Source organism: Gemmobacter aquatilis (assembly GCF_900110025.1).
Classification (GTDB): Bacteria; Pseudomonadota; Alphaproteobacteria; order Rhodobacterales; family Rhodobacteraceae; genus Gemmobacter; species Gemmobacter aquatilis.
On record NZ_FOCE01000005.1, the window covers coordinates 257,738 to 279,560 of the forward strand.

23 protein-coding genes are annotated in these 21,823 nt (G+C 65.0%); 11 read left to right on the top strand and 12 right to left on the bottom strand.

Going from position 1 to position 21,823, the window contains the following annotated elements:
* Positions 1 to 30 precede the first annotated feature (30 nt).
* Genes BMX43_RS11185 through BMX43_RS11210 form a run of 6 tightly spaced genes read left to right on the top strand, consistent with a single transcriptional unit; the run spans position 31 to position 7,603 of the window.
* Positions 31 to 2,124, top strand: a complete 2,094-nt coding sequence (locus BMX43_RS11185) for an oxidoreductase (protein WP_091301342.1) — start codon at positions 31 to 33, stop codon at positions 2,122 to 2,124.
* 2 nt (positions 2,125 to 2,126) lie between these two features.
* On the top strand, positions 2,127 to 3,215 hold the full coding sequence (locus tag BMX43_RS11190; RefSeq protein WP_091301344.1) for an ABC transporter ATP-binding protein: 1,089 nt from the start codon (positions 2,127 to 2,129) through the stop codon (positions 3,213 to 3,215).
* Positions 3,212 to 4,090, top strand: a complete 879-nt coding sequence (locus BMX43_RS11195; RefSeq protein ID WP_091301346.1) for an ABC transporter permease — start codon at positions 3,212 to 3,214, stop codon at positions 4,088 to 4,090. Before BMX43_RS11190 ends, BMX43_RS11195 begins: the two co-directional genes overlap by 4 nt.
* Complete coding sequence (locus BMX43_RS11200) at positions 4,083 to 4,874, top strand: ABC transporter permease (RefSeq protein WP_091301348.1); 792 nt, start codon at positions 4,083 to 4,085, stop codon at positions 4,872 to 4,874. The genes BMX43_RS11195 and BMX43_RS11200 overlap by 8 nt, the downstream gene beginning before the upstream one ends.
* 42 nt (positions 4,875 to 4,916) lie before the next feature.
* Complete coding sequence (locus tag BMX43_RS11205) at positions 4,917 to 5,927, top strand: extracellular solute-binding protein (RefSeq protein WP_091301350.1); 1,011 nt, start codon at positions 4,917 to 4,919, stop codon at positions 5,925 to 5,927.
* A gap of 50 nt (positions 5,928 to 5,977) precedes the next feature.
* Positions 5,978 to 7,603, top strand: a complete 1,626-nt coding sequence (locus BMX43_RS11210; protein ID WP_091301352.1) for an amidohydrolase — start codon at positions 5,978 to 5,980, stop codon at positions 7,601 to 7,603.
* 7 nt (positions 7,604 to 7,610) lie between these two features.
* Here the strand turns inward: BMX43_RS11210 and BMX43_RS11215 are convergent, their stop codons facing one another.
* Positions 7,611 to 8,279 carry an NnrU family protein gene (locus BMX43_RS11215; RefSeq protein WP_091301354.1) on the bottom strand — a complete coding sequence of 223 codons (669 nt, stop codon included), beginning with the start codon at positions 8,277 to 8,279 and terminating at the stop codon, positions 7,611 to 7,613.
* Between the two features lie 64 nt (positions 8,280 to 8,343).
* Between BMX43_RS11215 and BMX43_RS11220 the strand changes: the two genes are divergently transcribed.
* Positions 8,344 to 9,066, top strand: coding sequence for a CbiX/SirB N-terminal domain-containing protein (locus BMX43_RS11220; protein ID WP_091301356.1), 723 nt, complete (start codon positions 8,344 to 8,346; stop codon positions 9,064 to 9,066).
* A gap of 84 nt (positions 9,067 to 9,150) precedes the next feature.
* Here BMX43_RS11220 and mog read toward each other — a convergent pair whose 3' ends face one another.
* The 9 genes from mog to BMX43_RS11265 all read right to left on the bottom strand — a co-directional run bounded on the left by mog (position 9,151) and on the right by BMX43_RS11265 (position 17,512).
* Positions 9,151 to 9,675 carry a molybdopterin adenylyltransferase gene (gene mog, locus BMX43_RS11225; RefSeq protein ID WP_091301358.1) on the bottom strand — a complete coding sequence of 175 codons (525 nt, stop codon included), beginning with the start codon at positions 9,673 to 9,675 and terminating at the stop codon, positions 9,151 to 9,153.
* Positions 9,675 to 10,172: a DUF2478 domain-containing protein gene (locus BMX43_RS11230; protein ID WP_091301360.1), complete on the bottom strand. Its 498-nt coding sequence runs from the start codon at positions 10,170 to 10,172 to the stop codon at positions 9,675 to 9,677. Before BMX43_RS11230 ends, mog begins: the two co-directional genes overlap by 1 nt.
* Positions 10,173 to 10,252: 80 nt before the next feature.
* A complete protein-coding gene (locus tag BMX43_RS11235) occupies positions 10,253 to 11,302 on the bottom strand; it encodes an ABC transporter ATP-binding protein (protein WP_091301362.1) in 1,050 nt (349 codons plus the stop codon).
* Positions 11,299 to 12,090, bottom strand: a complete 792-nt coding sequence (locus BMX43_RS11240; RefSeq protein ID WP_091301364.1) for an ABC transporter permease — start codon at positions 12,088 to 12,090, stop codon at positions 11,299 to 11,301. The genes BMX43_RS11235 and BMX43_RS11240 overlap by 4 nt, the downstream gene beginning before the upstream one ends.
* Positions 12,087 to 12,962, bottom strand: a complete 876-nt coding sequence (locus BMX43_RS11245) for an ABC transporter permease (protein WP_091301365.1) — start codon at positions 12,960 to 12,962, stop codon at positions 12,087 to 12,089. Before BMX43_RS11245 ends, BMX43_RS11240 begins: the two co-directional genes overlap by 4 nt.
* A 98-nt stretch (positions 12,963 to 13,060) precedes the next feature.
* The gene (locus BMX43_RS11250; protein ID WP_091301489.1) at positions 13,061 to 14,164 is read right to left on the bottom strand and encodes an ABC transporter substrate-binding protein; all 1,104 of its coding nucleotides are present in this window, start codon (positions 14,162 to 14,164) and stop codon (positions 13,061 to 13,063) included.
* Between the two features lie 266 nt (positions 14,165 to 14,430).
* Entirely contained in the window at positions 14,431 to 15,822 is a 1,392-nt protein-coding gene (locus tag BMX43_RS11255; protein ID WP_091301367.1) for an aspartate aminotransferase family protein, read from the bottom strand.
* Positions 15,823 to 15,961: 139 nt separating this feature from the next.
* Positions 15,962 to 16,642 carry a GntR family transcriptional regulator gene (locus BMX43_RS11260; protein ID WP_245749448.1) on the bottom strand — a complete coding sequence of 227 codons (681 nt, stop codon included), beginning with the start codon at positions 16,640 to 16,642 and terminating at the stop codon, positions 15,962 to 15,964.
* 342 nt (positions 16,643 to 16,984) lie between these two features.
* The gene (locus tag BMX43_RS11265; RefSeq protein WP_091301368.1) at positions 16,985 to 17,512 is read right to left on the bottom strand and encodes a helix-turn-helix domain-containing protein; all 528 of its coding nucleotides are present in this window, start codon (positions 17,510 to 17,512) and stop codon (positions 16,985 to 16,987) included.
* A 42-nt stretch (positions 17,513 to 17,554) separates the two neighbouring features.
* Here BMX43_RS11265 and BMX43_RS11270 point away from each other — a divergent pair, with 42 nt between their 5' ends.
* The 4 genes from BMX43_RS11270 (at position 17,555) to BMX43_RS19990 (ending at position 20,086) form a co-directional block, all read left to right on the top strand.
* Positions 17,555 to 18,664: a Mu-like prophage major head subunit gpT family protein gene (locus BMX43_RS11270; RefSeq protein ID WP_139201564.1), complete on the top strand. Its 1,110-nt coding sequence runs from the start codon at positions 17,555 to 17,557 to the stop codon at positions 18,662 to 18,664.
* A gap of 5 nt (positions 18,665 to 18,669) precedes the next feature.
* A complete protein-coding gene (locus BMX43_RS11275) occupies positions 18,670 to 19,371 on the top strand; it encodes a phage protease (RefSeq protein ID WP_139201565.1) in 702 nt (233 codons plus the stop codon).
* A gap of 9 nt (positions 19,372 to 19,380) precedes the next feature.
* Positions 19,381 to 19,602, top strand: coding sequence for a hypothetical protein (locus BMX43_RS11280; protein WP_139201566.1), 222 nt, complete (start codon positions 19,381 to 19,383; stop codon positions 19,600 to 19,602).
* Positions 19,603 to 19,711: 109 nt separating this feature from the next.
* Positions 19,712 to 20,086, top strand: coding sequence for a hypothetical protein (locus BMX43_RS19990; RefSeq protein WP_091301377.1), 375 nt, complete (start codon positions 19,712 to 19,714; stop codon positions 20,084 to 20,086).
* A gap of 128 nt (positions 20,087 to 20,214) precedes the next feature.
* Here BMX43_RS19990 and olsA read toward each other — a convergent pair whose 3' ends face one another.
* Both olsA and olsB read right to left on the bottom strand, forming a co-directional pair.
* Positions 20,215 to 21,039 (bottom strand): lyso-ornithine lipid O-acyltransferase, encoded by an 825-nt coding sequence (gene olsA, locus BMX43_RS11290; RefSeq protein WP_091301379.1) that lies wholly within the window; start codon positions 21,037 to 21,039, stop codon positions 20,215 to 20,217.
* Positions 21,036 to 21,821: an L-ornithine N(alpha)-acyltransferase gene (olsB, locus tag BMX43_RS11295; protein WP_091301381.1), complete on the bottom strand. Its 786-nt coding sequence runs from the start codon at positions 21,819 to 21,821 to the stop codon at positions 21,036 to 21,038. Before olsB ends, olsA begins: the two co-directional genes overlap by 4 nt.
* Positions 21,822 to 21,823: the final 2 nt, after the last annotated feature.

The window sequence follows — 21,823 nt, forward strand, 5'->3', positions numbered from 1 at the left end:
GCGGCCTGATCACACGAAGGAGCCAGGGCCTTGCGCGATCCTCGCTATGACATCCTCTTTGAACCCATGGCCATTGGCCCGCTGACGGCCAAGAACCGCTTTTATCAGGTGCCCCATTGCAATGGCGGCGGCTACCGCGACCCTTCGGCCGCCGCCGCGATGCGCGGCATCAAGGCCGAAGGCGGCTGGGGCGTGATCTTCACCGAACAGACCGAGATGCACCATACCTCGGAAATCACCCCCTTTATCGAACTGCGGCTGTGGGAGGACAAGGATATCCCGATGCTGCGCAAGATGGCGCGCGCGATGAAAACCCATGGCGCGCTGGCGGGCATCCAACTGGCCTATTCGGGCATCAACGGCCCGAACATGTATACCAAAGAGGTGCCGCTGGCGCCCAGCGCCCTGCCGATCCGCACCTTCACCAACGATCCGGTGCAAGCCCGCGCGATGGATAAATCCGACATCCGCAACCTGCGCCGCTGGTTCGTCAACGCCGCCAAGCGCTGCAAACTGGCCGAGTTCGATCTGATCTGCCTTTACGGCGCGCATGGCTTCGGCATCTTCCAGCATTTCCTCAGCCGCGCCACCAACCAGCGCAGCGACGAATACGGCGGCAGTCTGGAAAACCGCTCGCGCTTCGCGCGCGAGGTGATCGCCGACATGCGCGATGCGGTGGGCGATACCATGGCGATCACCCTGCGCGTCAGCCTGGATGAAACCATTGGCGAGCTTGGCTTTTCCAACGCCGAGGTGCGCGATTTCATCGCCATGAACGCCGAACTGCCCGATCTCTGGGATCTGGCGCAGGGCACCTGGGAAGATTGCTCCGGCCCGTCGCGTTTCAAGGAAGAAGCCGCGCAAGAGGCGCTGGTGCGCGGCATCCGCGACCTGTCGCCGAAACCCGTGGTCGGCGTGGGCCGCTTCACCTCGCCCGATGTGATGGCGAAGATGATCCGCCAGGGCACGCTCGATTTCATCGGCTGCGCCCGCCCTTCCATCGCCGACCCGTTCCTGCCCAAGAAGATCGAAGAAGGCCGGATCGACGACATCCGCGAATGTATCGGCTGCAATATCTGCATCACCGGCGACATGACGCAGGCGATTTCGCGCTGCACCCAGAACCCGACCTTCATGGAAGAATGGCGCCGCGGTTGGCACCCCGAGAAAATCGCCACCCGCGGCGACAGCGAAAACGTGCTGGTCATCGGCTCCGGCCCCGCCGGGCTGGAGGCGGCGCGGGCGCTGTCCCTGCGCGGCTATGACGTGGCGGTGGCCGAGGCGCGCGAGGCCTTCGGTGGCCGCGTTGCCCGCGAACGCCTGCTGCCCGGCCTCTCCGCCTGGGGCCGCGTGGCCGATTACCGCCTGTATCAGATTGGCCAGCGCCCGAATGTGCAGATGTATCCCGGCTCCGCCCTCAGCGTGGACGAGGTGCTGGACTTCGGCTTCCAGAACATCTGCATCGCCACCGGCGCCCAGTGGCGGGCCGATGGCGTGTCGCGCCAGCATGTCATGCCGATGCCCAAGGTCGGCGCCCTGCCCGTCTTCACCCCCGATGACGTGATGGAGGGGCGGCTGCCCTCGGGCAAGGTCGTGGTCTTCGATGACGATCATTACTACATGGGCGGCGTTCTGGCCGAACTGGCGGCACAAAAAGGCTGCGACGTGACCCTCGTCACCCCTTCGGCCTATGTCTCGGACTGGACGATCAACACGCTGGAACAGGGCGCGATCCACCGCCGCCTGATCGCTGCCGGGGTGAAGATCGTGCTCAACACCGGCGTGGCCAGCCTGCGCGCCGACGGGGTGGAAACCAACTGCACCTATACCGACCAACGCGGCCACATCGCCTGCGATGCGGTGATCATGGTCGCCTCGCGCATCGCCAACGACGGCCTGTTCCACGCCCTGCGCGCCCGGCAGGCCGATTGGGCCGACGCCGGCATCCGCTCGGTGCAACTGATCGGCGACGCCGCCGCCCCCGGCCCCATCGCCTGGGCCACCTTCGCCGGGCACCGCTATGCCCGCGAGTTGGATACCGGCGTCTGGCCGGACGAGACGGGGGGCGACTGGGGCGATACCCTGCCCTTCCGCCGCGAAATCACCGAACTGGCGGTGGATTGATCATGGACCGCAAGAAAGCCGTCGAGGTCGTCAATGTCGCCAAATCCTTCGGCACCTTCCAGGCGCTGAAAGGGGTCAGCTTCGACATCTACGACAATGAATTCTTCACCATGCTCGGCCCCTCGGGCTGCGGCAAGACCACGCTTCTGCGCATGATCGCAGGCTTTGAAAGCCCGACCTCGGGCACCATCCGCCTGCATGGCAAGGACATCCTGTCGCTGCCGCCGCACAAGCGCCGCGTCAACACCGTGTTCCAAAGCTACGCCCTGTTCCCGCATATGACGCTGGAACAGAACATCTCTTTCGGCCTCGAAAACCTCGGCTGGGAGAAAGAGCGCCGCCGCGCCCGCACCGCGCAGATGCTCGAAATGGTCCACATGTCGCAATTCGCCCGCCGCAGGCCCGCGCAGCTTTCCGGCGGCCAGCGCCAGCGCATCGCCCTCGCCCGCGCGCTGGCCCCGGAACCCGAGGTGCTGCTGCTGGACGAACCGCTGTCGGCGCTGGACCTCAAGCTGCGTCAGGCCATGCGCGACGAGTTGCGCGCCCTGCAACGCGCCACCGGCATCACCTTCGTCTTCGTCACCCATGACCAGGAAGAGGCGCTGGATATGTCAGACCGCATCTGCGTGCTGGGCCATGGCGAGATTCAGCACCTCGGCACCCCGAACGAGATCTACGAAGACCCCGAAAACCGCTTCGTCGCGGATTTCATCGGCGAGACCAATTTCTTCGAGGTCGATGTGCTGGCGGTCAACGGGCCGCAGGCCACCATCCGCACGCCGATGGGCCAGACCCTGACCACCTTCCACAAGGGCGCGCAGGTGGGCAGCAAGGCCACCCTGTCGCTGCGCCCCGAAAAGATCGGCATGGAAGATCAGGCCGACGGCCCCGCCCAGTCGGGCGAGCTGATGGAGGGCCGGATCACCGGGCGCAACTACATGGGCGGCTACACCCATTACACCGTCGATGTGGCGGGGGTGGAACTGCGGGTGTCGCGCCGCAACGCCGTCAGCCACTCCGCCAGCTTCGATCCGGGCCGCACCGTCCGCCTCGGCTTTCGCCATGACAGCGCGCGGGTGCTGGCGCGATGAAACCCACCGATTTCCGCATCTGGGGCCTCGCCCCCGCCTGGGTCATCATGGCGCTGACGCTGGTGGTGCCCATCGGCATCGTGATCCTTGTCAGCTTCGCCAGCCGCGGCGCCTATGGCGGCTTCGACTGGGGCTTCTCCCCCGCCTCCTACGCGCAGATCCTGTTCGAAGAGGATTGGGACGGCAATCTGGCCTTCACCCCGCAATACCTGTCCATCATCGGTCGCACCCTGTGGCTGGCGGGCCTGACCACGGCGATCTGCGCCGCCCTTGCCCTGCCCGCCGCCTATACCATCGCGCAGGCCGGGGGGCGGGCCAAGGCCGTGCTGATCTACCTCGTCACCCTGCCGTTCTGGGTGTCGATGATCGTGCGGGTCTATGCCTGGATCATCATCCTCGGCAATGACGGCGTGCTGGAAAAAACCCTGCGTTCGCTTGGCCTGGTGACCGACATCGACAGCCTGCTGTTCACCAATGGCGCCATGCTCACCGGCTTGGTCTACAGCTACATCCCGCTGATGATCCTGCCGGTCTTCGCCAGCATCGAGAAACTCGACCCCGCGCTGATCGAGGCGTCGCACGATCTGTATGGCTCGCGCTTCACCACCGCCCGCCGGGTGATCCTGCCGCTGGCGATGCCCGGCCTGATGGCGGGGGCGATCCTCGTGTTTGTCCCCTGCCTCGGCGCGGTGCTGGAACCGATCCTGCTGGGCGGTGGCAAGGCCATGCTGATGGGCAACCTGATCCAGACGCAATTCGGCGGTGGGCGCAACTGGCCCTTCGGGGCGGCCATTGCCGTGGTGCTGATGGTGCTGGTGATGATCTTCCTGATGGTCAACGCGCTGCGCGCCCGGCCCGAGGTGCCCCATGACTGACGTAAAACGCTATCCCTTCGCCCGCAGCTTCACCGCGCTGTTCTTCCTCTATCTCTACCTGCCCATCGGCGTGGTGATCTTCTTTTCCTTCAACGAAAACCGCCTCGTCTCGGTCTGGACCGGGTTTTCCCTGAAATGGTATGACAGCGCGCTGGCCAACCGCGCGCTGATGGATGCGGTGAAGATCTCGCTCACCGTGGCCAGCATCGCCACCGTCCTTGCCACCTCCGTCGCCCTGATGGCCGCCCTCGTCATCGTGCGGGGCCGCGACGTGAAGTTCCGCCGCCTGTCGGAAACCGTGGTCAACCTGCCGCTGCTGCTGCCCGAAATCGTGCTGGCCGTGGCGGTGCTGATCCTGTTCTCGCAGCTTGGCCTGCAAAACGGCATGGCGAAGCTGATCATCGCCCATACCGCCTTCTGCATCCCCTTCGCCTTCCTGCCGATCCGCGCCCGCCTGCAAGGGATGGAGCCGGATTTCGAGGAAGCTGCGCAAGACCTCTACGCCACCCCCTGGACCACCTTTCGCCGCGTCACCTTCCCGCTGATCGCGCCGGGGGTGTTTGCCGGGGCCATGCTGGCCTTCGTCATCTCGATGGATGATTTCATCACCTCCAACATGCTCAATTCCGGCGGATCGACCACGCTGCCCGTCTATATCTTCGGCCTGATCAAACAGGGCACCACGCCCGAGTTGAACGCGATCTCCACCCTGATCGTGCTGGGCTCGCTGATCCTCGCCACAACCGCGCTGATCCTCACCTTCCGCAGCGAAAAGCGCGCCTGACCCCGAACCACCAACCAGAAACCACCCAACAAGGAGTCCTCCATGAAACGCATCCTCCTCGCCACAACCCTCCTCGCCTCGCCCGCGATGGCCGAAGGCACGCTGAATATCTATGCGTGGTCCGACAGCATCGCACCCGAACTGATCGCCAAGTTTGAAACCGAATCCGGCATCAAGGTCACGATGGACGGCTTCAACGCCAACGAAGACCTGCTGACCAAACTGCAGGCCGGCGCTTCGGGCTATGATCTCGTCACCCCCTCGCAGCACTTCCTGAAGATCATGGCCGACGAAGGCCTGCTGGAAGACATCGACGCCCACAGCCTCGCCGCCTATCAGGCGGTGGATGAAAAATGGCGCGGCCAGTGGTGGGATGAAACCAACGAATATTCCATCCCGCTGGCCTACGGCACCGCCGGTTTCACCGTGAACCGCGATCAGTACAAAGGCCCGGTCGATAGCTGGAAAGTGCTATTCGAACCCGAAGCCGCCCTGCAGGGCAAGATCGCCATGCTGTCCTATCCCGACGAAATCGTCGGCGCCGCCCAGCTTTACCTCGGCGTGCCGTTCTGCTCGGAAGACTCGGCCGAAATGAAGAAGGTCTACGACCTGCTCGCCGCGCAGAAACCCTTCGTCGCCGCCTATACCTCGGACAATATCGAAAACCGCATCGGCGGCGGCGAGGTTGCGGCGCATTTCTGGTGGGATGGCAATTCGATGAAAACCCGCGCCAATGAAAAGGCGCCGATCGAATATGCCATGCCGAAAGAGGGTCTGGTCGGCTGGCTTGACAGCTTCGTGGTGCCCAAAGGGGCCGCCAATGTCGAGAACGCCAAGAAGTTCATCGACTTCATGTCCACCCCCGAAAACGCCACCGTGCAATACAACTATTACGGCCACTCCGCCCCGGTGGCGCTGGATCTGGCACAGGCGAAATACACGCCCGAAAACGCGCCGGAACTGTTCCCCACCGTCCCGGTCGAATTCTCGCGCACCTGCTCGCCCGCAGCCCAGGATCTGGTGACCAAGGTCTGGACCCAGCTTCTGCAATAACCCCAACGCCCCCCGGCCCAAACCCGGGGGGCACACCGCCCGAGGCCCCGATGACCGACCTGCTGATCCAGAACGCCCGCCGCTTCCCCGAAGGCACGCCGCTTGCGCTGGCCGTCACCGATGGCCGCATCTGCTGGCTCGGCGCCCCCGCCGACGCCCCGCCCGCCGCCCGAACCATCGACGCGCAGGGTGCCACCCTGCTGCCCGGCTTCACCGAAAGCCACCTGCACATCTTCCTCGGCGGCACCGCGCTGTCACAACTGAACCTCGCCCCGGTCACCTCTGCCGCGGCCTTCGCCACCGCCCTGCGCGATTTCGCGCAAACCCTGCCCCCCGGCGATTTCCTCTGCGCCTACGCCGCCAATTACGAACTGCTCGGCCCCGGCACCCGCCCCGACCGCCACGCGATTGATGCGGTGATCGCGGACCGCCCGGTCTTCATCACCTCCACCGATTACCACGCCGCCTGGGCCAACACCGCCGCCCTGCGCCTCGCAAACCTCCTGCACGGCGCCACCACCCCGCCGGGGTCCGAGGTGGTGATGGCCCCTGACGGCACCGCCACCGGCGAGTTGCGCGAAGGTGCGGCGATGGAGCTTGTCCGCCGCCTCACCCCCACCGGCGGGCGCGACAGCACCGCGATGATCGGGCAGGAACCGCCCCTCCCGCCCACCGCAGACCAGCGCGCCCATGACAAGCAGACCATCCTGCGCGCGCTCGATTACTGCGCCCGCCACGGCATCACCTCGGCGGTGAACATGGATGGCAATCTCTATCAGGCCAGCCTGTTCACCGAACTGGCCGATGACCTGCCGATCCGCGTCAAACTGCCGATGAACCTGACCGAAGATCAGGATGCCGCCCGCCAGAACGCCCTGATCGCGCAGGCGCAAACGCCCGCCAAAGGCAACCTGTCCTTCGGCATGATCAAGATGTTCATGGATGGCGTCTATGACACCTGGACAGCGCATGTCGTCGGCGGCTACCCCGACCAGCCCGAAAACAACGGCCCCCGCCTGATCTCGCCCGAAGGTTTCGCCCTCCTCGCCACCCGCGCCGATGCCGCAGGCCTGCAGATCGCCGTCCATGCCGTGGGCGATGGCGCCGTGCGCGCGGTGCTGGATGGTTACGAGGCCGCCCAACAGACCAACGGCCCCCGCGACTCGCGCCACCGCATCGAACATATCGACACGATCACCCCAGCCGACCTGCCGCGCCTGCGCGCGCTGGGCGTCATGGCCTCGATGCAGCCGGTCCACCCGCCGGGCAGCGCGGGCCTGCCGCTGGAACCCACCACCACGATCATGGGCCGCACCCGCTGGCCCACCGCCTTCCCGTGGCGCATGATCGCGGATCAGGGCACACCGCTGGCCTTCGGCACCGACTGGCCGGTCTCGCCGCTCGACCCGCTGCATTGCCTGCACTGCGCGCTGACCCGCCAGCCCTGGGCGCCCGACATGCCCGACCAGCGCCTGACGCTGGCCGAGGCGCTTGCCGCCTATACGGCAGCCGGGGCCTACGGCATGTTCGCCGAAACCGACCGCGGCACCCTTGCCGTCGGCCAACAGGCCGACCTGATCCTGCTGACCGGCGACCTCAATCGCCTTGCCGAAACACCCAACGCTGCCCGCGTCACCCTCACCCTCTGCGCCGGGCAACAGGTCTGGCGCGGCTGACCACGCCTCACGGCGCCGGGCTGACCCCGATCACCGGCAGATGCAGATGCCACAGCCCGGCCCAGACCAGCGCCGCCAGCGCCAGCCGCCACAGCGCGGGCCGATAGCCGCGCCAAGCCCCGCCAAAGGGCCGGTTCGCCGTCCCCGCCGCCAGCCGCCGCCACTCCGCCTCCCCCCACATCCGCCGCAACCGCACGTCGATCCCACGCATCCCCAGCGCGGCAAACCCGGCGAACAGCCCGAACATCACCACATGCGCCAGATCGCCATTCACCAGCAGATGCACCCCGGCCCAGATCAGCAGCGCCCACAGCAGCGGATGCCGCACCACCCCGGCAATCCCCGGGTGCAACGGGTCAAACCCCGCCGCCCGCCCGCCAAAGCTCAACGGATTGGCCGCCCCCAACGCCAGACAGGCCAGCCCCACCACAACCGGCATCGCCAGATTGGCCAGCCAGCGCATCCACAGCGCCGGATCCCACAGCGGCACAAACGGCGCCCGCCCCGCCGCCGCGATCACCCAGACCAGCAGCGCCAGCGACAGCAGCCCATAGCTGGCACCAAAGCCGCCCCGCCCCAGCCGCGCCACCAGCGCCGCCTTCACCGCAGGCCGCACCGGCACCACATGGCTTAGCCCGAATGCCGCCAGCGCCGCCGCGAACTCACCCCATCCCATGTCCCACCTCCCGCAATTCACGCCCCGCACTGGACAAGCCGCCCCGCCCGCCTATCCTTGCCCGATGACCAGCGCCATCCTCATCGCCCACGGCTCCCCCGCCGATCCCGAACCGCAAGAGCGCGCCATGCAGGCCCTTGCCGCCCGCGTGCGCCTCTGGCTGCCCGGCTGGCAGATCCGCGGCACCACCCTCGCCCTGCCCGGCGCACTGGAAGCCGCCACCAAGGCGCTGCCCGACGCGCTGATCTACCCGTTCTTCATGGCCGAAGGCTTCTTCACCCGCCGCCAATTGCCCAAACGCCTCGCCGCCGCCGGGATGAAAAGCCCCCACCAGCTTCCCGCCTTCGGCCATGACCCCGAACTGCCCGCCCTGCTCGCCCGCACCGCCCGCGCCGCGGCCCAAACCCATGGCCTCCCGGAAGCCCAAACCACCCTCCTCCTCGCCGCCCATGGCTCGCAGGTCTCCCGCGCCTCCGCCACCATCACCGAACAGATGGCCGAGGCGCTGCGCCAAGCCACCCGCTTCCACGTCGTCACCGGCTATGTCGAAGAAGACCCGCTGCTGCACCACGCCGCCCAGATCCTGGGCCCGGCGCTCTGCCTGCCGTTCTTCGCCACCCGCGCGGGCCATGTCGCACAAGACGTGCCGCAAGCGCTGGCCGAGGCCAACTTTCCCGGCCCCCTGCTCCCGGCCATCGGCGAACACCCGCAGGTGGCCCCGCTGATCGCCGCCGCCCTCACTCGCGCCACGACACACGTATTTTCTGGCCCATCATTTTCTGTTTGAAAATATCCCCGCCGGAGGCTCCCGATCCGCAGGATCGGCAAAAAAGCCGCGCGCGCGCAGCGCGCTCCGGTTGATTGGCCACCCTCACCCTTTGGGGCGAAACGCCGCACAGATCGCCGGGTCGGTCTCGATCCGCGCCGCCCCCATCAGGTCAAGGCAATAGGGCACCGCCGGAAACACCGCATCCAGACAGGTGCCGATGGCCGAAGGCTTGCCCGGCAGCGTGATGATCAGGCTTTTCCCGCGCGTCCCCGCCCCCTGCCGCGACAGGATCGCGGTCGGCACCTCGCGCAACGAAACCGCCCGCATCAGCTCGCCAAAACCGGGAAAGTGCCGCTCCACCACATCATCCATCGCCTCCGGCGTCAGATCGCGGGGCGATGGCCCGGTGCCACCGGTGGCCAGAATCAGATCGGCCCCCGCCACATCCGCCCAGTGCCGAAACGCCGCCGCCACCCGCTCGCGCCCGTCCGGCACGATCTCGCGCCGGATCTCCACCGCCGAGGTGATCGCCCGGCGCAACCACGCCTCGATCGCCGGCCCGCCCTTGTCCTCATAGACCCCGGCAGAGGCCCGATCCGATACCGTCAGAACCGCGATCAGCGCCATCACACCCCCTCCGCCACCACAAGCCGCGCCCAGTCCAGCGCGCGCTCCGGTGCCACTTCCTCGGCCAGATCGCCCGCGAAATCAAAAAACGCCTGCCGGTTCATGCTGTTGATGCCGATCAGCACCGGCACGCCGTCGCCCGCCACCTCCGCCAGCATCTGCCGGAACCCCCGCCCCTCGGCCTCGTGCTTGCCGAACTTGTTCACCACCAGCAGCCGCGCCCCCGCCAGCCGCGCCGCCACTTCCATCACCGCCACTTCCAGCGCCCCGGCATCCAGACGGCAGCCGGACGACCCGGCCCCCAGCCGCTGCGAGATGCGGATCACCGGCCCGTCGGGCAACACCCGCACATCCATGTCGCAATGAATATCGCAGCCGGTATTGCTCTGCACCGCGCCCGCCACCGGCACCCCCTCGGCCAGCAGGTGCGCCGCAACCTCGGTCAGCACCGCATCCGTGGCACCGCGCTCCGGCAGGAAGACATATCCGATCCGCACTTCGCCTCTCCTCTGGCGCCCTTCTGGCGCACAAAGGATAGGGGCAAGACCGGCCAGAGGCAAACGCTTCGCCGCCGCCCTTACCCCGCCAGCGGGATCAGATCGCGCGCGGCAAGGCTCAGCTCCACCGCGGCACCGATCACCGGCGGCGGCGCATCGGGGCGGTTGAACGTGTCCAGCGCCACCCGCCCGCCCGCGATTTCGGCGGTGATGCGGATCACCGAGCCAAGGAAATGCACCTCGCGCACCGTGGCGGGCAACACCACATCATCGCCCGCGCCGCGCCCCAGCCGCACCGCCTCGGGCCGCGCGGCCAGATCGACGCGGGCCCCCGCAACCGCCACCGGCAGCGTCACCGGCACCCCGGCCACGCTCACCCGGCCCGCAGGCCCATCCAGCACCTCGGCCGAAAACGTGTTCAACTGCCCGACGAACTGCGCCACGAACCGCGTGGTCGGCCGGTTGTAGATCTCGAACGGCGTGCCCACCTGATCGGCGATCCCGCCATTCATCACCACGATCCGGTCGGAAATCGACAGCGCCTCTTCCTGATCATGGGTCACGAAAATCGTGGTGATCCCCAACTCGCGCTGGATCGCCCGGATCTCGGTGCGCAGGCTCACCCGCACCTTGGCATCCAGCGCGCTCAGCGGCTCGTCCAGCAACAGCACCTGCGGCTTCGGCGCCAGCGCCCGCGCCAGCGCCACCCGCTGCTGCTGCCCGCCCGAAAGCTGGAACGGATAGGCGGCCCCCTTGTCAGGCAAGCCGATCAGCTTCAGCATCTCGGCCACCCGCGCGGTAATCTCGTCGCGCCCGGCCCCCTTGATCTTCAGCCCGAAGCCGACATTCTGCGCCACCGTCATGTTGGGAAACAGCGCATAGGCCTGAAACACCATGCCGATATTGCGCTGGTTGGGCCGCGTGCCCACCACATCCACCCCGCCGATGCGGATCACCCCGGTCGAGGGCGACTCGAACCCCGCCACCATGCGCAGCACCGTGGTCTTGCCGCAGCCCGACGGGCCGAGCAACGAGATGAACTCGCCCTTTTCCACGGCAAGGTTGAAATCCTTCACCACCCGGTTCGACCCGAAGGATTTTTCCAGATGCGAGATGTCCAAAAAGCTCATTGCGCGGCTTTCGTATGTTTGGAGAAGCGGTTGGCGAGCTGGATCAGCCCCATGCAGGCCCAGGTGATGCCAAAGGCGATGACCGACAGCGCGAAAGGTTCATAGGGCTTGTTCGCCCCGATCCGCGCCAGATAGGGCCCGAAGGCCGGGCGGTTCAGCAGCGCGGCAAGGGTGAATTCGCCGATCACGATGGCAAAGGTCAGAAAGGCGCCCGACAGCACGGCAGGCACCACATTGGGCAGGATCACCCGGCCCAGAATCGTCACCCAACCGGCACCCAGGCTCTGCGAGGCCTCGGTCAGCGTCGCCACATCGATGGTGCGCATGCCCGTATCGACGGCGCGATACATATAGGGCAGCGCCAGCGTGGTATAACCAAAGGCCAGCAACAGATTGGTGCCCATGATCGAGCCGGTCAGCGGCAGAAAGCTGGAGGTGTTGTAGAGCCGGATATAGCCGAACACGATCACGATGGCCGGAATGACCAGCGGCAGCAGCGTGATGAATTCGACATAAGGCCGCGCCCAGGGCATTTTCAGCCGCACCCAATAGGCGGTCGGCACCACTAGCAACACGCCGAAGACAATGGTCACCAGCGCCATGGTGATGGAATAGGCGAAGGTCGCCTGAAACTCCGGGTCGCCGATGATTTTCGCATAGGCGTCAAAGCTGTAGACCCCGCGCCGCGCCTTCAGCGAAAACTCGGTCAGCCCCAGCAGCGGCAGCAGGAAATAGCCCAGCCCGAACAGCAGAACGATCCAGCCGGTGATGCGTCCCCAAAGGCTCATTTCAGCCACCTTTCGGCGCGGATGCGCAGCCAGATGTAAAGGATATTGGCCACTGCCGTGACCATGATCATGCCAAAGGCCATGGCATAGCCGAGGTTCGGGTTGCCCAGCACATCGCCGCGGATCTGCGCGAACAACTGGATCGGCACGATGTTCAGCGCCGATCCGGTCAGCGCAATCGCCGTCGCCACCGCGCCAAAGGCATTGGCAAACAGCAGCGCGAAGGTGCCCAGCAGCGACGGGAACAGGATCGGCAGCGCCACCATGCGCCAGTATTGCACCGCACTGGCCCCCAGCACCTCTGCCGCCTCACGCCATTCGCGCTTCAACCCTTCCAGCGCCGGGGTGATGATCAGGATCATCAGCGGGATCTGGAAGAACAGGTAAGTGACCGTCAGCCCCCAGAAGGACAGGATGCTGAAGCCCAGATCGCGGCTCAGCACGATGCCGAAATTGTTGCGCAGGAACAGCGTGACCAACCCCACCGGGCCAAAGGTCGCCAGAAAGGCAAAGGCCAGCGGCACACCCGCAAAGTTCGACGCGACCCCCGAAAACGTCAGCAGCGGCGCCTTGATCGCACGCGGCACAGCGCCAAACACCACCGCCGCCGCCATGCCAAAGCCGATCAGGCAGCCCAAAGCCGACGAGGCGACGGAAATCTTTATCGAAACCCAATAGCTCGACGGGATGGTGCCGGTGTTCAGATCGCGCAGGTTCTGCAAGGTGAAGGCGCCGCTGCGATCCTGAAACGCGCCAATCACGATATGGGCGGTGGGCAGGATCAGAAACAGCAGGCTGAAGATCAGGAAGGGCGCAAGGCCCAGCCAGGTCAGCGGCAAACGCCGCCAAGGCGCAGTTCGGGCGTCGGGCATAGGGGGCGTCCCGTTGGAGAGGAGGAGGAGGCGTTTCTTCTTATGGCACGCCCCGGCCCGAGGGTCTCGGGCCGGGGCGGCAGTCGCGTCAGGTCCGGTTACTGGACGTTCGCGCCCACAACGGCATCCCAGCCGCCGGTCACGGCCGCCTTGTTGGCGTCCACTTCTTCCAGCGTCGGGAAGTAGGCGGCCTCATAGGACGCCGCCGGGGGCAGCTTGGCCATGGCGTCGGCATCCAGCTTGCCCGCTGCCGACATCGCGTTGAAGCGCGCCGGGTGGCAGTAGCCCTTCAGCCAGAGGTTCTGGCCTTCATCCGAATACAGGTATTCCATCCACAGTTTCGCAGCGTTCGGATGCGGCGCATAGGCGCTGATGCCCTGCACATAGACCCCGGCCAGAACGCCGGTTTTCGGCACGACCACCTCGACCGGCGGGTTGCCGGCCAGCTCGTCGGCCCAAGCCAGCGCGTTATAGTCCCAGGCCACAACAATCGGCGTCGCGCCCTGCGCGATGGTGCCCGCCTTGCCGATCACGGGGACGAAGTTGCCCGCCTTGTTCAGCGCCGCGAAATAGTCGAGGCCCGCCTTGCCCGCCGCTTCGCCCGCAGCGGCGCCCGACGACAGACCCGCCGCCAGAACACCGAGGATCGCCTGGTTCGACGCGCGCGGATCGCCCGCCAGCGCCACTTGCCCGGCATATTCCGGCTTGGTCAGATCGGCCCAGTCCGCCGGGGTATTGGCGACCAGATCCTTGTTCACGATGAAGGACATGACGCCGTAATAGTCGCCATACCAATGCCCCTCGGCATCCTTGATGCTGTCGGGGATCTCGTCCCAGGTCGAAACCTTGTAGGGCATCAGCAGCCCTTCGGCCTTCATCGCCGGGCCATAGGCCAGACCCACATCCACAACGTCGGGCGCCTGCGGGCCTTTGTTGTCCTTGTTGGCCTTCACCGCTTCCACCTCGTCGGCCGAGCCCGCATCGGGGTTCAGCTCGTTCACGGTGATTTCCGGGTACTTCGCCTTGAAGCCGGCGATCACGTCGCCATAACCGCACCAGCTGTGCGGCAGGGCGATGGTGGTCAGCATGCCTTCGGCCTTTGCCGCCGCTTCAATTTCGGCCAGCGACTGTGCGCTCACCAGCCCGGTCGAGGCGAGCAGCGCCGCGATCGTCAGGCCGGCCGTGGTTTTCGAAAATGTCATCTTCATCTCCCTTGGGCCTCAGGGCCCCGTTGGTGACTTAAGCGTCTTATTCTTGTCGTGTGACAGTTTGATGGAACCGCCCCTGTCGCTGATCCAAGCGCAAAAAATTCCACCGCGCAACGAGTCGGTTACACGTCTGTTACATTTTCTTCACAAAATTACGCCCGGAACGATCCGTTACAGAATAAAATCGCCTAAAAACGAAACGGGCGCGAAAATCGCGCCCGCCCTTCAGGTTCGAATCTGCGCGAAATGCGCGAATCACCTCACTTGAACAGCCCTTCCTCGACCAGGCTCTTATAGGCCTCGTCCAGCGACAGCTTCGCCCGCGCGATCAGCACGTCGATCTCTTCCGGCGTGATCACCAGCGGCGGCGAGATGATCATCCGGTCATAGACATGCCGCATGATCAGGTTGTTCTTGAAGCAGCGTTCCCGCACGCGGAAGCCCACGGTGCCCTGCTTGCCCGCGAACTTCGCCCGAGTCTCCTTGTTCGGCGTCAGCACCAGCGATCCCATCAGCCCGACCAGATTGGTCTCGCCGACCATCGGGTGATCCTTCAGCGCGTGCCAGCGCTCGGCCAGATAGGGATGCGCCACATCGCGCACATGGCCGATGATGTTTTCCTCTTCCAGAATCCGCAGGTTTTCCAGCGCCACAGCCGCCGCCACCGGATGGCCGGAATAGGTGTAGCCATGGTTGAAATCGTCGCCCGCATTGCCCACCACATGGGCAATCTCGTCACAGACGATGGAACCGCCGATCGGCTGATAGCCCGACGACAGGCCCTTGGCGATCGTCATGATATGCGGCTTGATGTTGTAGGTCTGGCTGCCGAACCAGTTGCCGGTGCGCCCGAAACCGGTGATCACCTCGTCCACGATCAGCAGGATGCCGTATTTGTCGCAGATGCGCTGGATTTCCGGCCAATAGGTGCTGGGCGGAATGATCACGCCCCCCGCGCCCTGCACCGGCTCGCCGATGAAGGCGGCAACCTTGTCCACGCCCAGTTCCAGGATCTTCTCTTCCAGTTCCCGCGCGCGCAGCAGACCGAACTCTTCCGGCGTCATGTCGCCGCCCTCGGCCCACCAATGCGGCTGGCCGATATGCACGATGCCGTCGATGATGCCGCCCGTGGCATGGATCGGCGCCATGCCGCCCAGGCTGCCACCGCCCATGGTGGACCCGTGATAGCCGTTCTTGCGCGCGATGATCACCCGCTTTTCCGGCTGGCCCTTCACATCCCAATAGCGCCGCACCAGACGGATATTGGTGTCATTCGCCTCCGACCCGGACGAGGCGAAGAACACATGGTTCAGATCGCCCGGCGCCAGTTCGGCCAGCTTTGCCGCCAGCGCGATGGCGGGCACATGGGTCGTCATGAAGAAGGTGTTGTAATAGCTCAGCTCTTCTATCTGGCGCGCCGCAGCCTGCGCCAGTTCATGCCGGCCATAGCCGATATTCACGCACCACAGCCCCGCCATGGCGTCGATGATCTTGTTGCCCTCGCTGTCCTTCAGCCAGACACCCTTGGCGCCGGTGATGACCCGCACACCCTTTTTCGCCAGTTCCCCATCCGAGGTGAACGGGTGCATGTGGTGGGCGGCGTCCAGCGCCTGAAGCTCGGCCGTGGGCAGGTGGTTGGTGATCTTGTTCATGGCGTCCTCGGATCGGTTCGGCGAGGCGCGGGCCGGATTCGGCGCGCCCTTCTCCCCTCAATCTAAGAGGTTCCGCAGCAGGACGCAAGAATTTGATCAAATTAAAAGCAGCCACTTCACCGGAGCCAAAAACGCGCCCTTACGCCTCGCCCGCCGCCAGCGCCTCCTGCACCTGCTCCACCCCCTGCAGGATGTCGTCGCGGATCGCCTGCGCCAGCGCCGCCGCATCGCCCGCCCGCATCGCGGCCAACGCCTCGGCATGGCGGTCCGGCAAGCCGCTGTCGATATAGCGCCCCAGCACCGCCCGCAGCGACGGGCCAAACCGCAGCCACAGCGACCGGGTGATGTCTTCCAGCACCGTCGCCCCCGCCACCTCGTACAGCGCAAAGTGGAAGGCGTGGTTCTGCCGCAGATAGGCCTGCACATCCCCGGCCCGGATCGCCGGTTCGATCCCGGCGTCGATCTCGGTCAGCCGTGCGATCAGCGCGGGCGTCACCTTCGGCGCGGCCAGTTCCGCCAGCTTCGGCTCGATGGCCAGACGCGCATGGACCAGTTGCTCGAACAGCTCTTTCGTCATGCGCGGCACCGTCACCCGGCGATTGTCCTGCAAGGACAGCGCGCCTTCGGCGGTCAGCCGCCGGATCGCCTCGCGCACCGGCGTCATGCCCGCATCCAGATCGCGGATCAGCCCCTGAATGGTCACAGGCTGGCCCGGCGCCAGCACGCCGAACATCACCATGTCGCGCAGCCGCGCATAGGTCAGCTCATGCGTCGGCACTTTTCGCGCCGTCTCGCCCTGCCCCTGCATCGCATCATCCATGGATCACCCTCCCCGGCCTTCCGAGGTTATGGGGTGCTTGCGGGTTTTGATCAAGTCTTGGGGGCCCGCCGCCATGCAATTCCGCTGCGCTGCCGCACGAAAACCCGCAGGCCACCTGCGGCACGTCAGGTGTACAGGGTGAGCGGTAACACTTGGATTGAACATTGACCGTTTTTTACGGCTCATATTTTTCAAAGGGTTACAGGGATGCGATGACACATGGTTTGATACATTTCGGCCCAATCGCGGCAATATTGCCCCTGAGGCATGTATCAGGTCAGAAATTATTCAATAAAATCAATGCCTGAAAAATATTAGGTGGCCGAAAAAACCGACCGCCGTTCACTTCTTCAGCTCGGGGTGTGCCTTCTCCAGCTCTTCTATCTGAGCCTTCATCTCATCCATTTTCTTTCTCAGCGATTTCTGCATGTCCTCACCTGATATTTTGATGAATGCCGCGATCTGCACCATAGTCAGGCCGCTGCTGACGATGGTCTCGGCAAGCCCAGCAGCATGAGCTCCGATTTCCTGAGCCATGTATTCTGGTTGAGGTATCAACTCGTTACGCTGTTGCATCTCAATAAGGTTCTTCAGTGTGGGGAGTGCAGCACGTTCAGCCGCAAGGCGAACGAGCAAAACGCCGCCTAAAGCTGCATCGACGTCGCCGAGCACTAACCAGTCTAGGGAAACCCTAAGCCCAAGGGCAATCTGTTTGAGTGCCTCAACTCCTGACAGCGGCGCGTTCTCGCGCCGCATGTAGCTTTCCAAGGTGCGACGAGAGATGCCAATCATCTTCGCCATATCCGCAACGGTCCAGCGGTTCTGATCCTTAACCAGTCGCAGCCTAGCCGCAATCGTATCGGCGCTCATCTTTTCACCCTGCCAATTACTACTATCATAGTAATATATACCTTGCTTTCTGACCTGCCCGAACCTGAGCGCCTAGCCTTTCTCGCCCGCCATGCGGAAACGATGGGCCTGCCGGTGGGCACCCATGATGATGCTGCGCATCTGGCGCTCGCCACGAAGCCGGTGGGGGTGCAGAACACCGCCTATGCCCGTGCAGAAACCATGATGTTCATTGCGAAGCATGAGTGGGCGGGTCTGAAATGGGGCCAAATCGCAAGCCTTTTGAAGGTCGAGAGTGCGAAAGCCGACACAGCCATTCTTGCCCCTTCGCATATGACCAAGCGCCGTTGGGATGCGCTGGTCACTGGCGTCGATACCGTGAACTGGCACCCGCGTTGGCCCCGGCGTATCAAGGTCGCAACGTCACGGCAGAACTTTCACCCGAGGCATGGGAACAGTTCGAGTTCTACATCTATGCGGCAGGTACGAACGGCACCGGACAACCGCAAGTTCGAAACCACGATCCGGGTGCGCCGGGAAGACATCGAGGATGACCGGCTGGGCGTCTATACGCCGCAGATCAGCATGATGGCCCATTCCGCCGCCGTCCATCCCGACGAACTGGTGTTCGAGGTGCTGCGGCGCGGCTTTGAGGCAGACTGCTATGATGGTCAGCCGTTCTTCGACGCGGATCACCCTGTGCTTCTGAACGGCACCGATGCGGTTTCCGTCTCCAACTTCCAGGGCGGCACTGGCACACCGTGGTTCCTGCTGGTGACCTTCCGCCAAGTGAAGCCGTTGGTCTTCCAGACCCGCCTTCCCTACCAGATGCAGGCGCTGAACAAGGACAGCGACAGCAATGTGTTCTTTCACGACGAATACCTTTACGGCATCCGGGCGCGGGTGAACGCGGGTTATGGCCTGTGGCAGTTCGCCTATGGGTCGAAACAGGAACTGACCCCCGAAAACTATGCGGCGGCGCGCGCGGCAATGCAGGCGATGCGCTATGACGGCGGGCGCATCATGGGCGTGGTGCCGAACCTGCTTGTGGTGCCGCCCGCCCATGAAGCCGCCGCCCGCGCCCTGCTGACCGCAGAGGAACTGCCCGGTGGCGGCACCAACATCTGGCGCGGCTCGGCGGAACTGCTTGTCTCGCCCTATCTGCAAGAGTGATCGCCATGACCGCACATCTCAAAGACGTGGACACCGTGCCCCTGCCCGAAATTGCCCAAAGTTCGGTGGAAAGCTGGGTGCAGCTTCTGCCTTCGGGCCAGTTCGATCTGGCCAACAAGCGCGGGCCGTGGGTCGTGAAGGACATGGCCGCCGTCATCGCCGCATCGCAGGCTGATGTGCAGCGCGGAATGCCGGTGGACATGGATCATGCGCTGGACCGCCGCAATGAGGCCGAAGCCCCGGCTGCGGGCTGGATCGAGGAACTGGCGGCGCGCGAAGACGGCATCTGGGCGCGCATCGCCTGGACGCCGACCGGCAAGGCCAAGATCGCCGGGCGGGAATACCGCTTCATCAGCCCCGTGGTCATGGTGACAAAGGCGGGCGAGGTCATGGCCGTAAAGCGCGCGGGCCTGACCAATGCTCCGGCCATCGCCATGAAGGCGATCTGCACCACCGAAGAGGATGCGCCGACGGGCGAAGACGGCGATGCCGCTGCGGTGGTGCGGATGTTGCGCGAAGCCCTGGGTGCGCCTGCCGACATGCCGGTGGCAGACCTGATCAAACGTGCCCGCAACATCCTGAACGCGGCGCAGCGCACCAGGACCGACACCACCCCGGCCAAGGAACTGGCTTCCAGCTACATGCAGCTTCTGGCCGAACTGCATGAGGGCCGCGTGGAAGCGGCGCTGGAACGTGCCCGCTGCTAGGGAAAGCTGGTGCCTGCGATGGAAGGCTGGGCGCGGGAACTGGCCGCACAGAACCTTGCCCTGTTCGAAGGCTGGGAAGCCACCACGCCGGTGCGGGTGAACCTTGGTCCGCCGCAATTGGCTGGCCGGAACCCGCCCCCCGAGCTGCTGGAACGCGGGCGCTTCCGGGGTGGTCAGGAACGGCTGGCCGTCTGTTCGCAGCTCGGGCTTGATCCGAACCAGATCGGGTGAGCGACATGGCAGAAAACAGGGTCGCGGTTTCTGGCGGGTTGACGCGACCTTCGGCCCGTGGCTGCGGTCCATCCGTCACGGGCCAAATTGACCAGCCACAGGGCAAGCGATGACATCAGCTATCCGCGACCATCTTTCCCAGGCACTGGCCGAATTGCGGGCAAGCCATGCCGCGCAAGGTCGGGCCATCGCTGCGCTGGAAACGGCACTTGAACAGGCCGTTCAACAGGGCATTTACGCCCTGCCAGAAACCGCCGCCCCGATCAGCGCGCACCGGCGCGAACACCGCCCCGGCCCGCCGCCCAAGATCGCAGGTGATCCCGAGTTGCAGGCATTCATCACCGCGCGGGTGGACCGCTTGACCTTCGCAGAGATCGCCGCCGAGGTCGCCCAGAACTTCCCCGCAAATCGCCGCGTCGGAAAAAGTGCAATCCACGAATGGTGGCGCAAGAGCCGCAGCGGGAACCGGCCAGTGAAGCCATGACCCCGGACCATACGGGATAACCTGCGGACCCCCGCCCTCTTCCGTAATCAAACCATCTGTCATCACCCTTGCAAACCATGTGACACCACACACAGGGGGTGTACCGATGTCACCCCCCCATTTTCGGCTCATTCCGCCCCGACATGCGGATGGGCGGTGCGGATCACCCGCTCGCAATAGGCGGCGAGTTGCTTGCGGTCCGCAAAGCCGTCCACCGGAACCGGCGGGTGGAAAATCACCTCGATCCGCCCCTGTCGCGGCGTCGCCAGCACCTGCAACAGATGCCCGGCAAAGCTCATGTCACCCCACCAGCCATAATAGCGCCGGTCGCGCCCGGGCGGCGCCTCGCTGATCACCGTCACCGGTTGGATATGCATCACCCGCTCCATCCCGTGGGTGAAAAAAGCCTGAAATAACGGTGTCTTGAACGGCAGCATATGGATCGCGTCGGTCGAGGTGCCCTCGGGGAAGAACAGCAGCCGATGCCCGGCACGCAGCCGTTCTTCCATCATTTCCTGTTGCCGCTTGGCCTCGGTGCTTTTGCGCGTGATGAACACCGTCCCCGTCACCCGCGCCAGAATCCCGATCCCCGGCCAGCCCGCCACATCGTCCTTCGAGACGAAATACACCCGATCCGCCGCGTTGAGCGAGAAAATATCCAGCCATCCCACATGGTTAGCGACAATCGCCCCCGGCTCCGCCATCGGTCGCCCGGTCAGCTTGTAGCGAAACCCCATGATGAACAGCCCGGCCCGGCACACGAATTGCGTGATCCGCGGCGTGACCGGCCGCGACAGCCCGAACAACGGTCGCTCCACCAGCCGCACCAGCAGGAACAGCAGCAGGCAGCCATAGGTCACCACCGCCAGCGCGCCCCCCCGCAGCGCCACCAGCCCCCAGCCAAGGGGGCTGATGCGAAAGGGCTCCATCCGCTCCGCCTGCCAATTGCTCACGCGGTATCCCCATGTTTTCGAACGTAATATTCGCGGTGCTTGGCCGACATCCGCACCGTATCCATCACCAGAAGCACGTCTGTCGTATTGAACTCATGGTCCACCCAGGCCCCGTCACCGACAAAGCCCCCCAGCCGCAGATAGGCCTTGATCAGCGCCGGGGTGGCCTGCATCGCCGCCCGCCGGTCAATCGCCCCCGGCGGCAACACATCCATCTCGGCCCGATGCTCTGGCCGCGCCACCGCCCGCAGATTTTCCGGCGCCAGATGGTTCTGCCACAGATAGGCCAAAGGCTGCGCCAACCGCGCCACATCCGTGCCGGGGAAGGACGCCGTGCCGAACATCAGCTCCACCCCCGCCTCCAGCACATAATCGGCCAGCCGGTTCCACATCAACATCATCGCCGACCCGCCCCGATAGTCCCGATGCACGCAAGACCGCCCCAGCTCCAGCAGCCGCCGACCCGAGCCGCGCAGCGCCGCAAGATCATATTCGCTTTCCGAATAGAACCGCTGCCCCGGCGCCAGACGATCCCCCGGCAGAAGCCTGTAAACCCCAACAACATCAGATAGTTGTGCGGTATCCTTGCGGCGATCTATCAACAGCAGGTGATCACAGATCGCGTCGAATTCGTCACATTCCAGCCGCGCGACATGGTCCACCAACGGGCCATCACTGCCCATCTCGCCCACGAAAACCTCATAGCGCAGCCGCTGTGCCGCCCGCAGGTCGCGGGCATCCGCCGCAAGGCGCAACTCGAACGCGGTGTCCTCCGCCGTCATGC

Excerpts from the sequence above, each read along its gene's own strand:
- mog (WP_091301358.1), bottom strand. The coding sequence starts at position 9,675 with ATGGCGCTGATCGCGGTTCTGACGGTATCGGATCGGGCCTCTGCCGGG.
- BMX43_RS11245 (WP_091301365.1), bottom strand. The coding sequence starts at position 12,962 with ATGCCCGACGCCCGAACTGCGCCTTGGCGGCGTTTGCCGCTGACCTGG.
- BMX43_RS11240 (WP_091301364.1), bottom strand. The coding sequence starts at position 12,090 with ATGAGCCTTTGGGGACGCATCACCGGCTGGATCGTTCTGCTGTTCGGG.
- BMX43_RS11205 (WP_091301350.1), top strand. The coding sequence starts at position 4,917 with ATGAAACGCATCCTCCTCGCCACAACCCTCCTCGCCTCGCCCGCGATG.
- olsB (WP_091301381.1), bottom strand. The coding sequence starts at position 21,821 with ATGACGGCGGAGGACACCGCGTTCGAGTTGCGCCTTGCGGCGGATGCC.
- BMX43_RS11190 (WP_091301344.1), top strand. The coding sequence starts at position 2,127 with ATGGACCGCAAGAAAGCCGTCGAGGTCGTCAATGTCGCCAAATCCTTC.
- BMX43_RS11210 (WP_091301352.1), top strand. The coding sequence starts at position 5,978 with ATGACCGACCTGCTGATCCAGAACGCCCGCCGCTTCCCCGAAGGCACG.
- BMX43_RS11220 (WP_091301356.1), top strand. The coding sequence starts at position 8,344 with ATGACCAGCGCCATCCTCATCGCCCACGGCTCCCCCGCCGATCCCGAA.
- BMX43_RS11195 (WP_091301346.1), top strand. The coding sequence starts at position 3,212 with ATGAAACCCACCGATTTCCGCATCTGGGGCCTCGCCCCCGCCTGGGTC.
- BMX43_RS11250 (WP_091301489.1), bottom strand. The coding sequence starts at position 14,164 with ATGACATTTTCGAAAACCACGGCCGGCCTGACGATCGCGGCGCTGCTC.
- BMX43_RS11260 (WP_245749448.1), bottom strand. The coding sequence starts at position 16,642 with ATGGATGATGCGATGCAGGGGCAGGGCGAGACGGCGCGAAAAGTGCCG.
- BMX43_RS19990 (WP_091301377.1), top strand. The coding sequence starts at position 19,712 with ATGACATCAGCTATCCGCGACCATCTTTCCCAGGCACTGGCCGAATTG.
- BMX43_RS11265 (WP_091301368.1), bottom strand. The coding sequence starts at position 17,512 with ATGAGCGCCGATACGATTGCGGCTAGGCTGCGACTGGTTAAGGATCAG.
- BMX43_RS11200 (WP_091301348.1), top strand. The coding sequence starts at position 4,083 with ATGACTGACGTAAAACGCTATCCCTTCGCCCGCAGCTTCACCGCGCTG.
- BMX43_RS11215 (WP_091301354.1), bottom strand. The coding sequence starts at position 8,279 with ATGGGATGGGGTGAGTTCGCGGCGGCGCTGGCGGCATTCGGGCTAAGC.
- BMX43_RS11235 (WP_091301362.1), bottom strand. The coding sequence starts at position 11,302 with ATGAGCTTTTTGGACATCTCGCATCTGGAAAAATCCTTCGGGTCGAAC.
- BMX43_RS11275 (WP_139201565.1), top strand. The coding sequence starts at position 18,670 with ATGACCGCACATCTCAAAGACGTGGACACCGTGCCCCTGCCCGAAATT.
- BMX43_RS11255 (WP_091301367.1), bottom strand. The coding sequence starts at position 15,822 with ATGAACAAGATCACCAACCACCTGCCCACGGCCGAGCTTCAGGCGCTG.